The organism is Ignavibacteria bacterium (genome assembly GCA_017302895.1).
Taxonomy (GTDB): domain Bacteria; phylum Bacteroidota; class Ignavibacteria; order Ignavibacteriales; family Ignavibacteriaceae; genus UTCHB3.
Map to the genome: position 1 here is coordinate 698,645 of JAFLBV010000001.1, position 21,681 is coordinate 720,325.

Annotated in this window: 15 protein-coding genes; 6 read left to right on the forward strand and 9 right to left on the reverse strand. The window is 42.4% G+C overall.

Going from position 1 to position 21,681, the window contains the following annotated elements:
- Positions 1-64: 64 nt before the first annotated feature.
- From J0L60_02745 to nifJ, 4 genes are all read right to left on the reverse strand, one after another.
- The gene (locus tag J0L60_02745) at positions 65-1,246 is read right to left on the reverse strand and encodes an ATP-binding protein (protein ID MBN8545027.1); all 1,182 of its coding nucleotides are present in this window, start codon (positions 1,244-1,246) and stop codon (positions 65-67) included.
- 168 nt (positions 1,247-1,414) lie between these two features.
- A complete protein-coding gene (locus J0L60_02750) occupies positions 1,415-3,397 on the reverse strand; it encodes an oligopeptide transporter, OPT family (protein ID MBN8545028.1) in 1,983 nt (660 codons plus the stop codon).
- 203 nt (positions 3,398-3,600) lie between these two features.
- A complete protein-coding gene (locus J0L60_02755) occupies positions 3,601-4,593 on the reverse strand; it encodes a dihydroorotate dehydrogenase-like protein (protein ID MBN8545029.1) in 993 nt (330 codons plus the stop codon).
- A 44-nt stretch (positions 4,594-4,637) separates the two neighbouring features.
- Positions 4,638-8,225 (reverse strand): pyruvate:ferredoxin (flavodoxin) oxidoreductase, encoded by a 3,588-nt coding sequence (nifJ, locus tag J0L60_02760; GenBank protein ID MBN8545030.1) that lies wholly within the window; start codon positions 8,223-8,225, stop codon positions 4,638-4,640.
- Between the two features lie 292 nt (positions 8,226-8,517).
- Here nifJ and J0L60_02765 point away from each other — a divergent pair, with 292 nt between their 5' ends.
- Positions 8,518-9,012: a DUF1648 domain-containing protein gene (locus tag J0L60_02765; GenBank protein ID MBN8545031.1), complete on the forward strand. Its 495-nt coding sequence runs from the start codon at positions 8,518-8,520 to the stop codon at positions 9,010-9,012.
- A gap of 60 nt (positions 9,013-9,072) precedes the next feature.
- On the opposite strand, the gene J0L60_02770 is transcribed toward J0L60_02765, so the two are convergent.
- The 5 genes from J0L60_02770 to J0L60_02790 form a co-directional block, all read right to left on the reverse strand.
- Entirely contained in the window at positions 9,073-12,393 is a 3,321-nt protein-coding gene (locus J0L60_02770; GenBank protein ID MBN8545032.1) for a choice-of-anchor A family protein, read from the reverse strand.
- 209 nt (positions 12,394-12,602) lie between these two features.
- Positions 12,603-14,510: an acetate--CoA ligase gene (gene acs / locus J0L60_02775; GenBank protein MBN8545033.1), complete on the reverse strand. Its 1,908-nt coding sequence runs from the start codon at positions 14,508-14,510 to the stop codon at positions 12,603-12,605.
- A 286-nt stretch (positions 14,511-14,796) separates the two neighbouring features.
- Positions 14,797-14,988, reverse strand: a complete 192-nt coding sequence (locus tag J0L60_02780; GenBank protein ID MBN8545034.1) for a hypothetical protein — start codon at positions 14,986-14,988, stop codon at positions 14,797-14,799.
- Between the two features lie 31 nt (positions 14,989-15,019).
- Entirely contained in the window at positions 15,020-15,181 is a 162-nt protein-coding gene (locus tag J0L60_02785) for a hypothetical protein (GenBank protein ID MBN8545035.1), read from the reverse strand.
- A 614-nt stretch (positions 15,182-15,795) separates the two neighbouring features.
- Positions 15,796-15,981 (reverse strand): hypothetical protein, encoded by a 186-nt coding sequence (locus J0L60_02790; protein ID MBN8545036.1) that lies wholly within the window; start codon positions 15,979-15,981, stop codon positions 15,796-15,798.
- 204 nt (positions 15,982-16,185) lie between these two features.
- Between J0L60_02790 and J0L60_02795 the strand changes: the two genes are divergently transcribed.
- The 5 genes from J0L60_02795 to J0L60_02815 all read left to right on the forward strand — a co-directional run bounded on the left by J0L60_02795 (position 16,186) and on the right by J0L60_02815 (position 21,590).
- Complete coding sequence (locus tag J0L60_02795; protein MBN8545037.1) at positions 16,186-16,407, forward strand: hypothetical protein; 222 nt, start codon at positions 16,186-16,188, stop codon at positions 16,405-16,407.
- 102 nt (positions 16,408-16,509) lie between these two features.
- Positions 16,510-18,000, forward strand: coding sequence for an ATP-binding protein (locus J0L60_02800; GenBank protein MBN8545038.1), 1,491 nt, complete (start codon positions 16,510-16,512; stop codon positions 17,998-18,000).
- A 110-nt stretch (positions 18,001-18,110) separates the two neighbouring features.
- Positions 18,111-20,102: a T9SS type A sorting domain-containing protein gene (locus tag J0L60_02805; protein ID MBN8545039.1), complete on the forward strand. Its 1,992-nt coding sequence runs from the start codon at positions 18,111-18,113 to the stop codon at positions 20,100-20,102.
- Between the two features lie 74 nt (positions 20,103-20,176).
- Positions 20,177-21,022: a zinc metalloprotease HtpX gene (gene htpX, locus J0L60_02810; GenBank protein MBN8545040.1), complete on the forward strand. Its 846-nt coding sequence runs from the start codon at positions 20,177-20,179 to the stop codon at positions 21,020-21,022.
- A 4-nt stretch (positions 21,023-21,026) separates the two neighbouring features.
- Positions 21,027-21,590 carry a hypothetical protein gene (locus tag J0L60_02815; protein MBN8545041.1) on the forward strand — a complete coding sequence of 188 codons (564 nt, stop codon included), beginning with the start codon at positions 21,027-21,029 and terminating at the stop codon, positions 21,588-21,590.
- The last annotated feature ends 91 nt before the right edge of the window (positions 21,591-21,681 follow it).

A 21,681-nucleotide genomic window follows, 5' to 3' on the forward strand; every position in this document is an offset into this window, starting at 1 on the left:
TTTGTCTTTGAATTTTTTGAAAAACTGAATTACAAAGATAGTAAAATTAGGTATGATGTATGAACTATGAACTATGAGCTGGTCTTGCGGTATCCTGAAATTCGTTAAGGAAGTCTTTGTAGTTTTTTATTTCTATGCCATCTGTGCCCGGTTTGGAAATCCCTTTATAAATCAGGAATCCTTTTTCTTCGGGGCTTTTGGTTTTTTCAATAGCAGTGATATACTTTTTCTGGAATGTCTCACTTGTTTTTATTTCGACCCAATCTCTGGTTGAATTTTTATCGATGACAAGATCTGTCTCCAATCCATATGATGTTCTGAAATAGTAGAGATTCCAAAACAGCTTATTGTGCTCAAGAATCTTTTTGACTTCAGATACTATATAATTTTCGAACAGTGGACCGGACAGGATACTGTTTTCAAACTGTCTTTGTGATTCAATTCCGGTGAGAAAAGAGACCAACCCGGTGTCGTAAAAATAAAGTTTTGGAGATTTTATTATCCGTTTGCCAAGATTTTCATAAAACGGTGGCAGAAACCAGATAATGTAAGATGCCTCAAGTACCGACAACCAGTGTTTAACAGTATTTACAGTTACTCCCAGCTCGCTGGCGATTTCGGACAGATTAATCATTTGAGAGCATCTTGCAGCAAGGAATCTGATTAACCTAAAAAAGTCTCTGATATTCCCAATATCACTGATCGACCTTAAATCCTTTTCAAGATAGGTATTGATATATGCCTGATACCACTCGTTTCCAAACTGATAATCTCTCTTCACCAGCTCGGGGTATCCCCCCTTAAATATCGATTCTTCGTGAAGTTTTTGGGGAATTTCGCTGAACTGCAATGGAAGGAGTGAAAGCAAACCAATTCTTCCAGCGAGAGATTCAGAAATATGCTTCAGCAAAGTGAACTGAGAGGAACCGGATAGGATAAACTTGCCGTAATTATCGCGGTCATTGTCAACGGCGATTTTCACATATGAAAATATTTCAGGTGCTTTCTGTGCCTCATCAAAGATAACTTTGTCACTATAAATTCTCATAAACCTTTCAGGATCATCCCTGAATTCAGCAACTGTCACCGGGTCATCAAATGTCACATACTTGTACTCGTCTTTGAGGAGAGCACTAAGCATCGTGGATTTACCCGACTGGCGGGGTCCTGTAACACCCGTAACAGGGAATGCTGAAAGATATTTGAGCAGAGTATTTTCTGCGGTTCGAGAGATATAATTGTTCATCAGGGTGAAAACCTTGTATTTTTGCAGTCTGACTGCAAATATACATAAATTTTAGCAAATTTATCTGCTCCAGGGCCAGTTCCTCAAAATTTTTGCACAAAATAAAACTGCCCCCGAAGATTTCTCCGGAGGCAGTAAAAACATCACAAGGCATTTAAGCCGGAATAATTAACTCTCTTTTTTTGCTCTCATTGCATCCCAGATCACATATCCGCAAAGGAGGGCAAACATGAAGAGACCAACAAACATGGCACCGTTGGATTCAACCCAGTGCGTTGCCATTAGATCCACATCGAAATATTTCATTACTGCACTTATTACACCCATTAATGCACCACCGGCTATAAAGCCTGATGCGATAAGTGTTCCGCGTTCTCTACGGGCTGTGTTAAGATCTTCATCTTTACTGCGGGTTGAAACGATGTGTGCAAGGATACCACCGATGAGAATCGGCGTGTTGAGTTCGAGAGGAATATACATCCCCAGTGCGAATGCAAGAGCAGGAACTTTGATCATGGTAAGGATCAGAGCCATGGCAGCACCGGCGATATAGAGCATCCAGGGAGCATCTTTTCCTGACATCAAAGGCTCGATAACTGCAGCCATTGCGTTTGCCTGAGGAGCCTGAAGTGCATTGTCACCTTTGAAGCCGTATGCTTCATTAAGAACCATGATGATAAGTCCGACCACTGCTGCCGAGGCTGCAGTTCCGACAAATTTCCATGTCTGCTGCTTGTAAGGTGAACTTCCCAGCCAGTAACCTATCTTAAGATCGGTGATGAACGCACCTGCACATGAAAGTGCGGTACAAACCGCTCCACCAATCAAGAGGGCTGTTACCATTCCTTCTTTTCCTTTGATTCCGAATGAAATCAGAATAATTGAAGAAAGAATCAGGGTCATGAGTGTCATACCTGAAACAGGGTTTGTACCCACGATTGCAATAGCATTGGCCGCAACTGTTGTGAAAAGGAATGAAATGATCATTACAATGAGAAGTCCGATCAGAGCATCTCCCCAGCTTCCGGTAACTCCAAAGTTGAAGAAAAGAAGGAGGGCCAAACCAACAGCAAGAATACCTGAAACGATGACGAACATTGGAAGGTCTTTTTCGGTACGAAGTGCACCGGATGCAGCAGCCCTTCCACCACCGATTTCTTTGGCAGCAAGTTTGAATGCTCCCGCAATAATTCCGGAGGAACGGACGATACCGATAATTCCTGCCATGGCAATGCCACCGATACCGATATGACGGACATAATTTCTGAAAATCTGTTCAGCCGACATATCCTTTATCAATATTGTTACATTGGCACCAAATGGAGCTACGAGTCCCTGACCGATGTAATAAACCACAGGAATAAGGAGGTACCATGAAACGAATGAGCCTGCGGCTATGATTGCGGCATACTTAAGACCTACAATAAAACCGAGTCCTGTAACGGCAGCACCAATATTTATATTGAAAACAAGTTTGTATTTGTCATAAAGCATATCGCCAATTGGTAAAACTTTTGTGGAGAAAGTTTCGCTCCACCATCCAAAAGTGGCGATAATAAAATCGTAAACACCACCGACAAGTCCTGAAGAAACCAGAACAAGTGCCTGTGAACCACCCTTTTCACCCGCAACCAGCACTTCTGTTGTTGCTGTGGCTTCAGGGAAGGGGAATTTACCGTGCATATCGGCGACGAAATATTTTCTAAAGGGTATGAGGAACAATATTCCGAGAAATCCACCAAGAAGTGAAGAGAGGAAAACCTGAAGGAAAGTGGCTTCAAGATCGAGGATGTAGAGGGCAGGTATCGTAAAAATGGCACCCGCGACTACAGCACCTGAAGTGGCACCTACCGACTGGATGATCACATTCTCACCCAAAGCATTTTTTCTTTTCAGAAGTGTCGACAGACCAACCGCAATAATTGCAATCGGGATTGCCGCCTCGAAAACCTGTCCGATCTTAAGACCAAGATAGGCTGCCGCTGCAGAAAAGAGCACTGCCATTAACAATCCCAATGATATAGTGTAAACATTAACCTCGGGAACGATAGCGAGTGGCGACATGATTGGCTGGTATTTTTCACCAGGCTTCAACTCGGAATAAGCATTTTTTGGAAGTCCTTTGACCTCCCCGGAAGAATGTCCGCTCATTTGATCTCCGTAATTGGTATTTAGAATAATTATCGAATAAGAAAATTAATGCAATATTAAATAATGAACTATTGCATTACACAAAATTACTGCATTATTGGATTACTGCATTAAAAAAAAGACCGGCCGCCTCAAATGAATGAAACAGCCGGTGGTAAGAAACAAACAACTACCGCCTTCTTACAAAGCGGACGATGATAGCACTATAATTTGACCGAGCTGATTACTTTCATATAGTTGGCTCTTTCATATTGAGAGGGGTCGCCAACATTCATGTAGCTCATTGAACCACGCATGTCTTCCACCGAGTTGTACTCGTTGGCTTCCATCCAGAATTTCATTTTTGCAAGTACATCAGAAATGTGGTTTGGTCCAAACTTCAGGATACTCGACATCATTTGTGTGACCTTGGCACCAACCATGATCATTTTGATGACATCTTTTTCACTGTAGATACCGCTCGTGGCAGCGAGGTCGCAGTCGAGTCTGCCGTAAAGAACACCAATCCAGCGGAGAGGAAGTCTCATCGCCATCGGAGTGCTCAGTAGGACATTGGGCACCACTTCGAGATTTTCCAGATCGATATCGGGCTGGTAGAATCTGTTGAAGAGTACGAGACCGTCTGCACCGGCTTTGTCAAGCTGGTCAGCCATCCATGCAGTTGAACTGAAGAAAGGGCTCAGTTTCACTGCAACAGGGATTTTCACATTTCTTTTAACTTCTTTTATTATGTCGATGTAGAGCTGTTCAATTTCCCTGCCGTCGGTGTTGAAATCGGTGGCAAGTTTGTAGATGTTCAACTCGAGTGCATCGGCACCGGCTTCTTCCATGTTGTGAGCATATTTTACCCATCCGCCCAAAGATTTACCATTGAGGCTGGCAATTATCGGGATGTCTGTGGCTTCTTTAGCCTTACGGATGAGATCGAGATACTCTTCGGGACCGGCTTTATATTCGATATGGTCGGGGAAGTAAGTCGTGGCTTCTGCATAACTTTCGTTATGCGCTGTTGTATAATAATGATTGGCAAGGGATTCTTTTTCAATCTGCTCCTCGAAGAGTGAATAGAGCACCACAGCAGCAGCACCTGCATCTTCGAGAGCCTTAATTGATGAAATCTCCTGAGAAATTGGACCCGCGGATGGAACCACAGGGTTTTTAAGTTTCATGCCAAGATATGTTGTTGTCAGATCCATTTTATTTTCCTTAAAATCAGGTTAATCGTTTCTTGAAACCGTAATTAATTGTTAACATTTGGGTTTTGGTTCGCCATGTTTTCATACATTTTCCAACGCTTGGAAACATCTTCCTGAGCTTCGTCCATCAATCTGGCGGCAGCTTCGGGATGCGATTTTGTCAACATTTTATATCTGGTTTCAAGATATGCGTAATCTTTGAAAGGAATCTTCATGCCCTTTGAGTCGAGGCTGAAAGGATTCTTTCCTTCTGCAACGAGATCAGGATTATACCTGAAGAGCTGCCAGTGACCTGAATCAACTGCCGCTTTCTGGTTTCTGGTAGCGGTTGACATGTCGATACCATGAGCGATACAGTGGCTGTAGGCAATGATCAAGGATGGTCCGTCATAAGCTTCGGCTTCGATGAATGCCTTTACTGTGTGAGCGTCGTTTGCACCCATCGCAACTTTGGCAACATAAACATTACCGTAGCTCATAGCCATCAGTGCAAGATCTTTTTTCGCAGCAAGTTTACCACCCGAAGCAAATTTTGCAACAGCGGCTCTTGGTGTCGATTTTGACATCTGACCACCAGTATTTGAATACACTTCGGTATCGAGAACGAGAACATTTACATTTTTGCCCGATGCGAGCACATGATCGAGACCGCCGTAACCGATATCGTAAGCCCATCCGTCACCACCCATGATCCAAACTGATTTCTTCACGAGATAGTCAGCAAGGCTCTTGAGGTTGATTGCGTCGAATTTAAGGTCTTCATCAGATGTTGAATTTTCGATTTCTGCAAGCTTTGTTTTCAGTTCTTCCACTCTTGCTCTCTGGTCTCTGATACCGGCTTCAGTTTTCTGATCTGCATTAAGGAGGTCGAAAACGAGTCTGTCACCGATTTTTTCGCCGAGTTTTACGAGAAGAATTCTTGCCTGCTCGTTAAACTGGTCGATCGAAAGTTTGAAACCGTATCCAAATTCAGCGTTGTCTTCGAAGAGGGAGTTTGACCATGCGGGTCCGCGTCCGTCTTTGTTTTTGCTCCACGGTGTTGTTGGCAGGTTACCGCCATAGATTGATGAACAGCCTGTTGCGTTGGCAACCACTGCCCTGTCACCGTATAGCTGGCTGACGAGTTTTACATAAGGAGTTTCACCGCAACCTGAGCATGCACCCGAGAACTCAAACAATGGCTCGAGGAACTGTGAATCTTTTACCGTGTTCAGCTTAAGATCAGTTCTGTCCCATTCAGGAATATCAAGGAAGAAATCCCAGTTTAAGCGTTCGGTTTCACGAAGCGGAAGCTGTGGCTGCATGTTGATAGCTTTGAATCTTACTTCTCTCTTGTTTTTGGCAGGACAGAATTCGACGCAAAGTCCGCAACCCGTACAATCTTCAACTGCGACCTGAATTGTGTAATAGAGGCCTTCACCGTGTTCTTTTGCTTTGAAAGGAACTGCTTTGAAGGTTTCAGGAGCTTTGTCAAGCTGATCTTTTGAATAAATTTTTGCTCTAATCGAAGCATGAGGGCAGATGAGTGCACATTTGTTACACTGAATACAAACATCAGCGTCCCAAACGGGAACTTCAAGGGCTATGTTTCTTTTTTCGTATTTGGTTGTTCCGGTCGGGAATGTACCATCCACGGGCATAAGGCTTACAGGAAGGTCATCACCAAAACCGGCAATAATCTTTCCGGTTACATTCTTTACAAATTCGGGTGAATTTGCAGGAACCGCGTCACGGATATTGAATTTTGATGTAATTACATTCGGCACTTCCACTTCAAAAAGGTTATCGAGTGTTCTGTCAACCGAGTCAAAATTCATCTGAACGATCTTTTCGCCTTTTGAACCATAGGTTTTCTTGATAGCGTACTTGATCATTTCGATTGCTTTTTCCTTTGGAAGGATTTTCGAAATTGCAAAAAAGCAGGTCTGCATGATGGAGTTGATTCTTCCGCCCATGCCCGTTTCGTTGGCAACTTTGTAAGCATCGATAATGTAGAATTTCATCTTCTTTTCGATGAGGGTTTTCTGAACATTCTCAGGAAGTGTATCCCAGACCTCTTCTTTGGAAGCGGGAGTGTTCAGAAGGAATGAAGCACCTTCAACTGCATCGCGAAGCATGTCAGTAGTCTCGAGGAAGACTGTCTGATGGCATGCAACGAAATTTGCACGGTTGATGAGGTAGCTTGATTTGATTTTCTTTGGTCCAAACCTCAGGTGGGATGTAGTCATCGAACCCGATTTTTTCGAATCGTAAACAAAGTAACCCTGTGCGTAGAAGTCGGTGCCTTCACCGATAATCTTGATGGAGTTTTTGTTTGCTCCAACTGTTCCGTCAGCACCAAGTCCGTAGAATTTACCTTTGAATGTATCTTCGTTTTCAACGGAGAATGAAGGATCGAATTCGAGACTTGTATTGGTTACATCTTCCTTTATTCCCACGGTGAAGTGGTTTTTAGGTTTGGATTTTCCGAGTTCGTCATACACTGATTTAATCATTGCAGGTGTGAACTCTTTTGAAGAGAGACCATATCTTCCGCCGACTATTTTAGGGAATGCGAAAGGCAGGGTTCCTTCGTTAAAGGTTTCGGCTATTGCGCTAACAACATCCAAGTAGAGAGGTTCTCCCGATGCTCCCGGCTCTTTTGTCCTGTCAAGTACACCAATAACTTTTACGGTTTTGGGTATTGCTGCTATAAAATGTTTCATTGAGAAAGGTCTGTAGAGTCTTACTTTCAAGACACCGACTTTTTCTCCGGCTGCTGTAAGGTGTTCCACGGTTTCTTCAACCGCTTCAGCGCCTGAACCCATAATGATGATTACTTTTTCTGCATCCGGTGCACCGTAATAATCGTAAAGGTTATACTGTCTGCCTGTAAGCTTAGCAAACTTGTCCATGTATTTTTGAACGATATCAGGACATGCATTATAAAACGGATTTACAGTTTCTCTGCCCTGGAAGTAAACATCAGGGTTTTGAGCTGTTCCGCGAAGAACTGGTGCGTCAGGATTCAGACCTCTTTTTCTGTGTTCGAACACAAGTCTCTGATCGATCATATGTTTCATATCATCGGGGGTAAGCTGCTCAATTTTGGCAACTTCGTGTGATGTTCTGAAACCATCGAAGAAGTGGATGAACGGTACTCTTGCTTCAAGCGTTGCAGCCTGTGCTATAAGAGCAAAGTCCATTACTTCCTGAACTGAATTTGAGGAGAGGAGTGCCCAACCTGTTGAACGGGTTGACATAACATCACTGTGATCGCCAAAAATTGACAAAGCGGATGCAGCTATTGAACGGGCTGACACATGAAATACTGTGGAAGTCAGTTCACCGGCAATTTTAAACATGTTAGGGATCATCAATAGAAGACCCTGTGATGCTGTGAAGGTGGTTGTAAGTGAACCTGTCTGAAGTGCGCCGTGCACACTTCCGGAGGCTCCGCCCTCACTTTGAAGTTCAGAGACAGATGGTGTAATTCCCCAGATGTTTTTTCTTCCTTCCGATGCCCATGCATCGCACCATTCTGCCATGTTAGACGAAGGAGTAATAGGGTATATTGCTATCACTTCGTTAGTGTGATAGGCTACATATCCCGCCGCCTCATTTCCGTCAATAGTTACTTTTTTTCTTTCCATTTTCTTACCATCGGTTATTTTTCGTGAATAAAAATCAATTCAATGATGCAAATATTGTGCCAAAACAATAAAGGCTCTTTTTCAAGGTTTTTCGTCACTTTTTGCCAATAATGAAAAAATGTTTGCCGGATTTGTTAAGATATTCTTAAATTTTAGAAGAAGATTGTATTCGAAGTGCCAATAAAATCCCTTTTCAGGGTTTGCCGCAGGCGTAAAACGGAAAATTCGAATTGTTTTTTTGATCGCTGATAATTAAATTTTCATTTATTCACTTTAAATCAGACAACCAAATTTGGAAACAAAAAACAGGCCCCGGATAGAACTTGAAAGTTCTGTTGCAGACAAAATTGTCGAGGTTGTATCTGCCACTGTACTTTTGACAATAAGTGTACTATTTCTGTTTCAGTACCCTTCTGTTGATGAAAGAGTGCCGATGCATTATGACTTCTCAGGAAATGTTGACCGTATGGGAGACAAAGCAGAATTGTTTTTCCTTTTTGGAATACTAATTTTACTCTACGCCGGTATGACAATCGCACAAAGATTCCCGCATTCGTTTAACTATCTGACAGAAATCACCCGCGAAAATGCCCTGCGACAATATACAACCGCTGTCAGAATGATCCGCTGGCTAAAAATGATGCTTGTGTGTTTATTCTCGTTTATCATCGCCAAAACCATTTTCCCGGTTTACATCAGCGACGAAGTTTTCTTTGCGGTGATAATAACATTCATTGTCATAACCTTCATTCAGATGATCGGATATTTCATAAAATCGGGCAAATAAAAAAGCCCCCGGCATTTCCTCCGGAGGCTCACAATAACGCAGAAACCTGGTATTAACTAACTATTTCATTAAAATCATTTTTTTGGAAATGACATTGGTTCCTGCTGACAGTCTGTAAATATATATACCGCTTGGAAGCTGTTTTGCATCGAATTTTACGGAGTATCTTCCTGCTTCCAACTCCCCTGTCGCAAGCGTGCTGACCATTTCACCGAGAACATTATAAATCGAAAGATTCACATTCACTTTTAATGGAATGGAGAATTCGATTACTGTCTCCGGATTGAATGGATTCGGGTAGTTATCTGACAGAACGAAACCTGCAGGACTATATGTCGTTTCAATCTCTTTAACCGAAGTCGGAGAGTCGTTTCTGAGAATTCCGCCATCTGAGGTGGCAGCAAACAACCTGCCGTTTGATTGATCGAAACTGATTGCACTTACCTTCACACCTTTCAATCCGATATAATTCCAGGCTGAAGCAGGGGCATCTGTTGAGGTGATATGTGCAAAATAAACACCGTTATTCCAGGAGCTGACGAAAACATTGTCTCCGTTATCAACAGAAACCGAGTAAATGTGCGTTGCAGCTATTCCGGAGGTTTGTGGTTGCCACGAGTTTCCACCATCGGCAGAGAGATAGAGACCATTCCCGTAGGTTCCTGCAACAATTATGCCTGTGGAAGTAGTACCGAGTGACCAGACATGCGGATAGTTCATTGCTGTTGAGTTCCAGTTTTGTCCGCCATCAACACTCTTGTATATACTGCCTCCGAATGTACCGGCGTAAATATTGCCGCTGTTATCTTTCGTGAGAGCCTGAACTGATTTGATAATCATACCGCTGCTTGCATCAACCCAGTTTGCACCGTTGTCAGTCGATTTATAAACTCCTTGACCCCATAGACCGGCATAAAGTGTATTATCATGGAATAAAAGAGAACGGACATCGTACTGTGGAAGTGAAGTGGAATTCCAGTTTACTCCGTTGTCACCTGAACGGAAAACGCCTCTTTCGGTTGCGGCATAGAAATCACCGTTTGGTGTTTGAACCAGACTCCAGATGTAGGCGACATTCATACCGTTGTTGATAACAGAGAATGTAAGTCCCTGATCAGTTGATCTTAGAATTTTTCCACCCCAGGTACCTGCAATCATAGACCCGTCCTGTGCCCGCATAAAAGTCCAGATAAAATATTCCTGACTTACAGAACCGACATATTGCCAGTTTCCGGTATTTATTGATCCACCACCTCCGGCGTGCGTTCCCCTGACATGAACGCTTGCTGCGGAATAATCATCCTCGTTCTCCCCTCCCGATCCCGGGTTTGAATCCACATCGAGCTGGTCGCATCTGATAATTTCTGCAATATTTGTTATTGTTGTGTCAAGGGGAATGTTTCCGATGAAATTTGCAAGATTATACTGTGCTCCGCCGGAAAGAGACTTGCATATCATCTGTCCGTGTTGAACACCGCTAATAAAGTTTACATCCGCTAATGGTGCAAGAACGGAACCGGTTACATCAATTGACTGAATTGTTATCTTCTTTGCATCGTGAAAATTAAACATGCAGTTTGTTATTGGTGTACCTGACACAACGAGATTACCACCCCAGTCGATGCTGTCTCCGGCCACATTGATAAGAGCAACCGAACCATTGGGTACATTTACATATACTTCCTGAGTCTGGGTCATCTGTGCGGCAGTAACTGAGAATGTGTTTAAGAACGGATCTGCACCGTTAAGTGTCAGGGTAACTCCGGACATGGTTGTTGAACCGTTTGTTGTGTAACCGGCCAGTTGTGTTGAAAGAGCGGTAAGGTATGCACCCGCTGCATTGAAATCGACCGGATTTCCTTGCCTCAGAGTACCGTCCACTATCCCAACCTGTTGAGAAACTGTTCCCGATGTACCGTAAACCACATTGCCTCCGGTTACATTTCCTGAAGCAAATGTAAGATGTCTTCCAACCACCAGCACATCAACTGTTCCCCCCGAAGCGGGAAGGAGATCACCGACACTGAAGTTGGAGAAAAACCCGTCTCTTCCGACTGCCACTTTCCCCTCCACATCCGCGGTTGGCTGATTCATGTCCTGAAGAGTAAATACATTGTATCCTTCTGCAGCACCGAGACTGAAAAGATAATTTGCAGCGACATCAACTTTTACTGTTACAGCAAGCGAAGCGTTGGCACCATTGGCAAGGTTCCCGATTGTCCATTCACCGCTTGCGGAGTTGAAGCTGCCTTGTGAGGCACTCGAACTGATGTAAGTAAGACCACCCGGCAGAAAATCCTTCGCTACCACCCCTGAAGCGGGCGAAGGTCCTGCATTGGAAACAGAGATTGTGAATGTGACATTTTCGCCATTATTAGGATTTGCATTACTTACTGTTTTTGTCAGACTAATATCGACTCTTTCTGTCCACTCAAGGTTTATCGATGTATTCTTTTGAGCCGTGGCCGGTGTGGCGAGCACAATTTTTTGGAATAAGTTTGGTTGTACCTGGTGAACATATCTCGTTCCCTGGGGAATTGTTATGACGGCAGTTGCAGTAAGAGTCACATTCTTCGCAGAGCCGGGATTTAGTGTCACTGCTGGTGTCGTGCCCGTTGCATCGGTTGTAACAACCGTTTGACTAAGTGACCCGGCAGAAACAGAAAGCGTAACTTGTCTGTTTGCAACAGGTCGTGCAAGTTCATCAAATACTTTAATTCTAAACTGAGCATCTGTTCCTGTAAAATACTGGTTTGCTGACGGAAGAATTATCAAGGTTTTTACCGGCACAAAACCATTGGAATTTGCGTTTGCTTCATTAATTATTTCGATGGTTCTTGCCTTAATATCAGCAGTCTGTATGGTGTTCGGATTAACTCCATCGGCAAAATGCCAGATTGCGAGTTGTATGGCCGCGGCTTCCTTTTGAACCGTCGTCATCGCACCTGTATAAGGGTAGGCCTTATATGGATAGTAATTCATCAATATGTAGGTTATTTGTGACGGGGTTGTACCCGAATCTATATAGAGATGAGGTTGTGAAGCTGTATAAAAAGCGAGCGAATGGGCAATGTCTATACAATAGAAATTTTCGGTTTGACTGTTTATTTCGCCTCTAAAAGTGCCTGCCCAGGCGTTAAATACTTTTGTAGGATTATAGGGGTCGGTAAATTTTATTCCATTTGTCCCTTTATCAATCGCCAGTACCTTGGCAATACTGCTTGTTATCCCATCCGGGGAGACAAAAAACTCAGCCGGATATTTTGTATTGCTTTCGGTTCCTGAGACCGATAGTGTGTCGATAGGAAATACAACTGCTGTTGAGATAACCCAAATTAAGGCAAACAGCATTTTATTTAGAATAGTAGAATGTTTTTGCATATTTTTCTTCTGTTTTGTCAATTTACACCATCAAAAATTATACCAATTCAATCTTTAGAAAAAACGCCTGTTTTGACAGCTTTCTAAAAAAAACGCCTGTTTTATTTTGAGAAAATGTATCAAAATTCGACATTAAAAACAGTTGCCGACAGGGAATCCCCATCGGCAAACTGTAGAAAACCGGTTTGTTACCTGTTTATAGCATTCATTTACTCTTCCAGCGTACTCTTGTCACCTTCAGGAAGACCGAGAGCTCTGGCACGCAGTAGCCTTCTCATTATTTTACCTGATCTTGTTTTGGGAAGAGCATCCATGAAGTTGATTTTTTCCGGTTTTGCGATTGGTCCTATCTCGTGACCGACATGTTTTTTCAGGTCCTCCATTAATGATTCGGAGGCTACATATCCGGCTCTGAGTACCACATAGGCATGAATTACATTTCCTTTTACTTCGTGCGGCAAACCAATGGCTGCAGCTTCCGCCACTGCTGAATGTGAAACGAGCGCGGATTCTATTTCTGCAGTTCCGAGCCTGTAACCGCTCACTTTAATTACATCATCCAGTCTGCCTATTACCCACACATAACCGTCCTTGTCTTTTCTGGCGGAGTCGCCCGCCTCGTACATGGTTGTGTATTTACTCCAGTACTGCTGTTTGTATCGTTCAGGATCGTGCAGAATACCCCGCATAATCGAGGGCCAAGGTTTTTTGATAACGAGAATGCCTTCTTCACCTGGAGCCGCACTCTTGCCTTCAGAGTCGATAACATCCACCTCAATACCAAAGAATGGCTTTGTTGCACTTCCCGGTTTCAGGGGAGTAACGGGGAGAGGTGTGATCATAAATCCACCCGTCTCTGTTTGCCACCATGTATCCATAATCGGACATTTTGATTTTCCGATCACCTCGTAATACCACTTCCAGGCTTCAGGATTTATCGGTTCGCCGACACTTCCGAGAATTCGGAGTGATGAGAGGTCATGTCTGTTGGGCCAGGCATTGCCGAAACGCATCAGTCCTCTGATAGCCGTGGGAGCTGTATAGAGAATAGTAATCCCGTATTTCTCGATCATCTTCCACCATCTGTTTGGATATGGGAAGTTGGGAGCGCCCTCATACATGAAACTTGTGGCACCGTTTAGAAGTGGTGCGTAAACGATATAACTGTGGCCCGTGATCCATCCCGGATCTGCAGCACACCAGTAACGGTCTTCATCGTTGATGTCAAAAACATATTTGAATGATGTGGCAGTATAAACCATGTAACCACCGTGAGTGTGGATTACTCCTTTGGGTCTGCCTGTCGTTCCTGAAGTGTACAGGATAAATAGCATCGTCTCGGCATCCACTTGTTCGGTTTCGCATGGCTGATTTACCACTGGTACGCTTAGAAGGTCGTGGTACCAGTAGTCTCTTCCGGGCTCCATATACACTTCGTGTCCAGTCCGCTTTACAACCACACAATGTTCGATTGTACCTTGTCTGGCGAGTGCTTCGTCGGCAATTTCCTTCAGGTTTACAATTTTACCGCGCATAAAACCACCATCGGCAGTGATAAGCACTTTGCTTTGAGCATCTTCTATTCTTTCCGCAAGAGCCTCGACACTGAAACCACCGTAAACCACCGAGTGAGCAGCTCCTATTTTTGCACAGGCAAGCATTGCAAACATCAATTCGGGAACACGGGGCATATATATCGTAACAATGTCGCCTTTCTGTACCCCCATGCTCTTTAAAATGTTGGCAAATTTTACAATTTCGCGATTAAGGGCAAAATAGGAATAGGTTCTGACATCATCACCGGCTTCACTCTCCCAAATCAGGGCAATTTTGTTTTTCCGGAAAGTTTTTAAATGTCTGTCGATGGCATTGGTAACAATATTGGTTTTACCACCAGTAAACCATTTAAAGAACGGCGGGTTGGAATCATCGTAAACTTTCTCCCATTTTTGAGACCATACAAACTCTTCTGCGATTTCTCCCCAGAAATTCTCCGGGTTTTCGATCGATTTTTTGTACATCGAATCGTAGTCTTTGCAGAGAGCTTTATCAATAACTGACTGCGAGGGGTGGAAAATTTCTCCTTCAGACTGTTTAATGCCTGTTTCATCACTCATTTTTGATGCTCCTGTGGATAATTTTATCTGGAAATGTTTGTTTACGAGGCCATGGATAAATCTTAATAACGAATTCTCAAGTTAAGAATGTTGAATTTTTAATGCAAATTTTTTTTGAATCAAAAAACAGGGTTTATTCAATTGCAGGCATATTAGTTAAAAAGGAGGGTAAGGAATGGTAAAAAAAGTGCCCGCCATCTCGAAAGATAAACGGGCAAGGTTTAGTTAGGTGAGGGACTCACATTCTTTTAGAGAAATCGAAACTCTATCCTCACCTCGGGGGATTTCACATTTGCGATGTGTATGCGAGAATCTTAAAAAAGACCTGTGACACAACAATCGCCACACCTAACCAAATGACATTACGAAAAAGTTTTTCCTTTTTTTTCCTTTTATAGTAGAGACTGTCGTACTCACCGGTACTGCGGTAGTCTCCATTTTCAACGCTCCACCTGTACCAGGTGATTTCCTGTTGCATTTTAATCCTCAATTCAATGTTTATTGACAGGTTATTTGATCATAAATTTTTCTGCCATCAGTCTTATTACATGAAATGGAGAAAACAAAATGATTAAGCAAACCACAGGAGTGTAAACTGCAACAAGGAGCATCAATCTGACAATGGTAATCTTTTCGTGATCGAATTTGCCAGGTTGATCGTCCTTGAACATACCTTCTCCATTAAAGTAACTAAATTATTGTTATTTATGTTATATTTTTTAGATCCTGTGACAACATAGCTCGGAGATGCTGGCGAAACCGGCAGCCGGCTACGGGCGATGACTGGTCATACACATAGCACAGGACATAAAAATTCGATGATTTTCAACTTGAGAAGTAAAAATTGCGGTTCTTTAGATAAGAATAAGCTTGAGGGGTTCATTGTAAAAGGGGATGCAGCTTGCTGCAATATTAGAAACTTATAAACCGGCGATAGCGTGCCTTTTCCCTCACCACACCAAACACAGTTTATCGACTACATCCCGCCTCTACAATAACAATAAAAATCTAAAAGAAAATGCCTCCATTTTTTGTGAAAAACCAATGGTCATTTAAACCTCACCTTAAACCTGCACAAAGTTAATCATAATATATTTTAAAGTCAAGTAAATAAGTGAAAAAAGTTTAAATAAGTTGGCTTTTTTTATCAACTATCTTTCGATTTTGCTTTAACATACTGTATGTTATATTAAAATGCGGGTTTTCAGCAAGATTAATTGCTGAAGATTGTTATATTTTTAAAAAGAATTTCTGAGTCGGGTAAGGGGGAATTCTAGTGGGTTTGTCAGATTTTGGCGACTGCCATCAAAATAAAGTACATCGCAACGGTAAGGGCGACTCCGGCGGTGATCCAGAGAGCACTCTTTTTTGTTTTTTCTAATTTGCGGTTCCGCAAATAGAGTTTATCATATTCATCATTTTGCCGGTAATCACCTTGCTTGATGTGCCAGCCGTACATGTCTTTTTTCATTAAATCTTCGATTATTTCAAAATTTTTTGCTTTTCCTGACGCAAATATAGCGAAATACTCCCTTAAGGCATGTGATGTATGTCGAATAGACTTTTTTGCCGTAGAAAAAGAAATGCAGATTTAACAAAAAGTTTTTTATTAAATATATTGAAAAATGTTTATTTTGCATCAATAATCGCACATTTTATAAGAAGTCCAGCCAAAATGCCCGAACAATTCGAAGTAGTAAAAGGAATCCGGTTTCCCAAGTATTCATTGAAAATAGTTAAATACAGCAACGGGGAGTTTGGGGTGATCGAATCTTTTTATTTCTTTAAATACTGTTACAAAAGAAATGTAATGAAGTTTGAAAAAGAATTGGATGCAAAAAATAAATATGAAGATTTGCATGCTTCACGCAAATTCGATCATATGACAGGACATTAGAATTCCCTTCTTGCGGGACTTTCCTGCCGGTATTCAAGTTTTCATCTTTTTTGCTTATCTTGTTTACTTGTTGAACCAAATTTTGATGGAGCCGGTAAGACTGTGAATAAAAAAATCGATAAAAAAATTCTTCTTAACGGATTGCTCGCGGAACTGAAGGTTCCAGCCAACATTTCCTACCTTCCAATACTTCAGAACATCTCAACTACCATAGCCAAATGGCTCGGCTTCAATGAAGATCACTTCAACAACATAGATCTGATTGTAGAAGAATCTTTTGTAAGCATTGTGGAAAATTCTTTCGATCCCGAGGAATTTGGGGAAATCAGGTTTTTCGTCCGTTTCAAACCGGGAAAACTGATTTTGTCTTTCGAGGACAAGGGTTTGCCGGTCGATGTTTCTATGCTGGAAAAACAGGAACACTCGGCTTTGGGAATCCTGATAATCAAACACCTTGCCGATGAATTCAAGTTTGTCAATCTTGGGAAAGACGGGAAACGGCTCGAGATTGTAATTAATATCCCTGAGGGTGATATCAATGAAATTCTCGAGAGGGAGGCGGCACAAAAAACTGAACCCGCTCCGCTCGATGAAGAACTTCACTTTAGAATGATAGAACCAGCCGATGTACTTGATTTAACCCGACTCACCTACAGGGCTTATGGATACACCTATATGGGTATCGCATATTTCCCCGAGAAATTAAAGGAATTGCTTGACTACGGGTACATGAAAGCAGTGGTTGTGCACAATTCAAAGAATGAAATGATCGCCAATCTGGGTCTCTTTTTCGACAAACCAGGCTCAAAGGTGGCCGATTCAGGTATGGCGATTGTTGATCCACGCTACAGGGGTCACAATCTTTTTAAAAGAATGAAGGCCAAAGCTGTGGAACACGGGAAAGAAACCGGAATGTACGGCCTCTACAGCGAAAGTGTGACCATACACCCTTACACTCAAAAAGGGAACATAACACTCGGGGCAAAGGAAATAGGTTCTCTTATAGCATTCACAGGTGAACACATCTCTTTCAAGAAAATAAACGATGAGGGGCTCTCCCAAAGGCAGGCGGTTATGCTCTATTATCTGAAAATAAATGAAGAACCGCACAGGGAAGTTTTCATCCCTGAAACATATAAAGAGATGATTACCTCTATCTATGCCGATCTCGGGTTGAGCAGAAAACTTAATTATTTTAACACATACAAAAATATTTCCGAACTCTCGGGTGTAACAATAAGCGAAACGGCTTTCAAACCCGATTTGAATTCTGCAATCATTAGCATTGAAAAATATGGCGAGGACATAGTTCCACTCGTTCAAAACAGTGTAAAAGAACTGTGCATGAAGAAAGTCGACACAATTTACCTCGAACTTCCCCTGTCTGATCCCAACACGATGTTTCTGGTGCCCAAATTTCGGGAAACCGGATTCTTTTTTGGCGGCGTAATTCCGGAATTCAGGAACGGTGACATCCTGAAACTTCAATATCTGAACAACATCTACATTGATCCCGAAAAAATTTGTGTCGCTTCCGACAACGGAAGAAAAATCCTTTCATTTATCCTCGCAGACAGGGAGAAAACAGGCTGATTCAACTCCTTTTAATACCTTATTAAAAACATTGTTATGATGTGATTATATCCGTAATTTAAAGTTTAATTAATATTCTTTAACTGCCACTTAAATTACCGGACCCTCTCATGAATCTTGCAACCAGACTGGTAGCATTAGTACTTATTACCACCTCTATTTTTGCTCAGGAAAAAAGAGGATATGAATATTGTGCTGAAAAAAGACACAACAGCAATTCTCAGTCACTCCTTAAGTATGCATCTGTTTCGGAGATTAAACATTCATTCGATGTGTTGAACTACTCTCTCGATCTTGATATTTATAACTGTTTCATATCCCCCTATTCAAAAGCGTATACGGGAAGTGTCGTCATTAAATTTGCCGTTGATTCAACATTGAACAGCATCACTCTGAACGCTGTGAACACTTCAATTCAGGTGGATTCCGTTTCCATGGCAGGTACTGCTTTTACACACGCCTCCAATTTACTTAATATTACACTCGACAGAACTTATCAACCAGGTGACACAACTGAAGTTAAGGTTTATTACAAACACAAAAATGTCTCTGACGGGGCATTTTATGCGAGTGGAGGGACTGTCTTTACCGATGCTGAACCAGAGGGTGCCCGGAAATGGTTTCCCTGCTACGACAGACCTTCCGACAAAGCAACCGTGGATATTACAACCAGAGTGCCGGTTACCGTTAAACTTGGTTCCAACGGTTTGTTAAAGGATTCTGTAAATACAGGTAACGAAATTTATTACCGTTGGGTAAGCAGAGACCCTGTGGCTACATATCTTGTGGTGCTTTCTGCCAGAGTAAACTATCAGTTGATTATCCTGACCTGGGTTGATCCTGTTTCGGGTGATACAATACCCGTAAGACTTTATGCGAACCCGGGCGAGACCGTTTCTTCCAATATCAGAACAGCCATATTAAATCAGTTTGATGGCTTTGCGGGAAGTTACGGCCCCTATCCTTTCGAGAAGAACGGGTATGCCACTCTGAATTCGCAGTTTACATGGGGGGGGATGGAAAACCAGACCCTGACCTCCCTCTGTTCAGGCTGCTGGTCGGAAAACCTGATAGCTCACGAATTTGCGCACCAGTGGTTCGGCGACATGATAAGTCCCTCAACCTGGGCGGATATATTCCTGAACGAAGGGTTTGCAACCTTCTCCGAAGCTGTCTGGGAAGAAGTGAAGACCGGTGGAAGTTACGATGCATTTAAAAACATGATTTTAAATGACGCAAATCAATATAAAAACTCAAACCCCGGCTGGCCCATCTATAACCCGTCATGGGCAGTGGTTACTCCCGATGTGAACACTCTTTTTAACACTGCAATCACCTACTCAAAAGGTTCATGTGTGCTTGCGATGGCAAGATATGTGATGGGTTCCGACAGTTTCTTCTCTGCTATAAAGTCATATACTTCAGATCCGCGCTACCGCTACAGAAGTTGCAGCATCCCTGAGTTTATTCAGAAGATGAGCGATGCATACGGACAGGACATGTCATGGTTCTTTGAACAGTGGCTCTACAATCCGAATCACGCGATTTACGCCAACACTTATTCAATTTATTCGCCTGTCCATGGCTCCTGGTTAGTAAACTTCACAGCAAGACAGACACAAACAAACACCGTGTTCTTCAAAATGCCCATCGAACTTAAAATCTTTTTTGCCGATGGTGGAGATACCACAGTCCGGGTGTTTAATGATGAGAACAGCCAATTGTTCTCATTCAACTTTACAAGACAACCGGTATCGCTGATGTTTGATCCGAATAATGAGATTGTTCTAAAAGTTGCTTCGACCGTGGTTTCTGTGGAAAATGAGGATGCTGTACCGGTAGAGATGATTTTACACGCCAACTATCCAAATCCTTTTAATCCGGAAACTAAAATCAAGTTTTCCCTGCCCGATGACGGTTACTTGACTCTGTCTGTTTTCAATACGAATGGTGAAGAAGTGGCTGTGTTGGCAAAAGGGGATTATTCCGCGGGAAGCCATGAAATAAGCTTTTTTGCCGGGAATCTTCCGAGTGGTGTTTATTTCGCCGTTCTGAATTCAGGTGGAAAAACACTAAGGCAAAAAATGCTTCTTTTGAAGTAAATTGAACTTTTTTGCCCGTTTTAATGTATTTTATAGTAATCTCGAAGAGATTTGATCATAATTAGAGGTAAGAAATGAATACGATAAAAACAGTAATCTTTATGTCGGTACTAACCGTTTTGGTGGTACTTGCAGGTAATCTGATCGGTGGACAAACAGGCATGTTTTTCGCTTTTCTCTTTGCCGTTGTGATGAATTTCGGAAGTTACTGGTTCTCAGATAAAATAGTGCTTAAAATGTACGGTGCGATTGAAGTAGACCGCAGTCAGTCACCGTACCTGTTTGACATGGTTGAAAGACTTGCTCAAAAAGCTCAGATACCAATGCCTAAATTGTATGTAATTAACGATGCTACCCCAAATGCTTTCGCTACAGGGAGAAATCCAAATCATGCTGCGGTGGCAGTAACATCGGGAATTACAGGACTGCTTAGCAACAGTGAGCTCGAGGGTGTGATAGCCCACGAACTGGCTCACATCAAAAACCGTGATATACTGATTGGAGCAGTTGCGTCAACCTTTGCAGGAGCGATAACTATGCTCGCAAACATGGCACAATGGGCTATGATCTTTGGTGGAAGGGATGATGAGGATAACAGTCTCATCGGCTCTTTGGTTCTGATAATTGTAGCTCCAATTGCAGCCACGATGTTGCAGCTTGCAATATCACGATCAAGAGAATATATTGCTGATGCTTCGGGAGCAAAAATCTCCGGGAATCCTCTTGGACTTGCTTCGGCTCTTCAGAAACTGTCGGAATACAATTCCCAAAAATCCGTGGATGCTGCCGGACCTGCCACAGCTCACATGTTTATTGTGAATCCTCTGCGTGGGGGCGGGATAACAAAACTGTTTTCGACACACCCTCCAATTGAAGAGAGAGTTAAAAAACTGCAGGAAATTGCTGCCGGCAGAGCTTAATCAGATGAAAAAATCAATTTTTGTAATTGTTGCGTTCCTTTTTGTTACTCAGATTAGTGGGCAAACACCCACTAATCTGCATGTTTTTGAAAGTCTTACCGGTGTAGCCTCCACATTTATATCCGCCAACTTTTTTCCGGGCGACCGTATTCCCTCTGCATCTCTTGAACTTCCGGGCGATTATAAAGTATTAAGTGCATCCTTTCGTAAAAATCTGACTGATAATGGTATCATGCTTGTATCCGGGAACGCTGCTGCGGTTATCACATTAAAAAATGCTGCTGTAACATACAGTCCCCCCTTTACAAAAAATTTTCTGGGAGACTATTTTACAGAGCGTACTGCCTTTATTTCGGGTGATATGGGTTCTTCCGAAACAAAATTTCGTTTTGAAACAGTTGATACAATAAAACTTTCTGAAGTAAAAGAACTTGAAAACAGGGGTCTGCCTTTCACAATGTCCGATATACCAAAAGAACCTTTTTGGGGCAGTTTTACAAACATTGCGATAGCTGCCGGTGCAACTGTTCTGGCTGTAATTCTCTTTTTCACAGTAAGAACAAACTGATTTCAAAACCCTTTCAAATATCCCGTGTCGGACTTGAAACTAAACATCCAACACATAATTTTACCGTCTAAACCATTCTTTTCTGACTGAA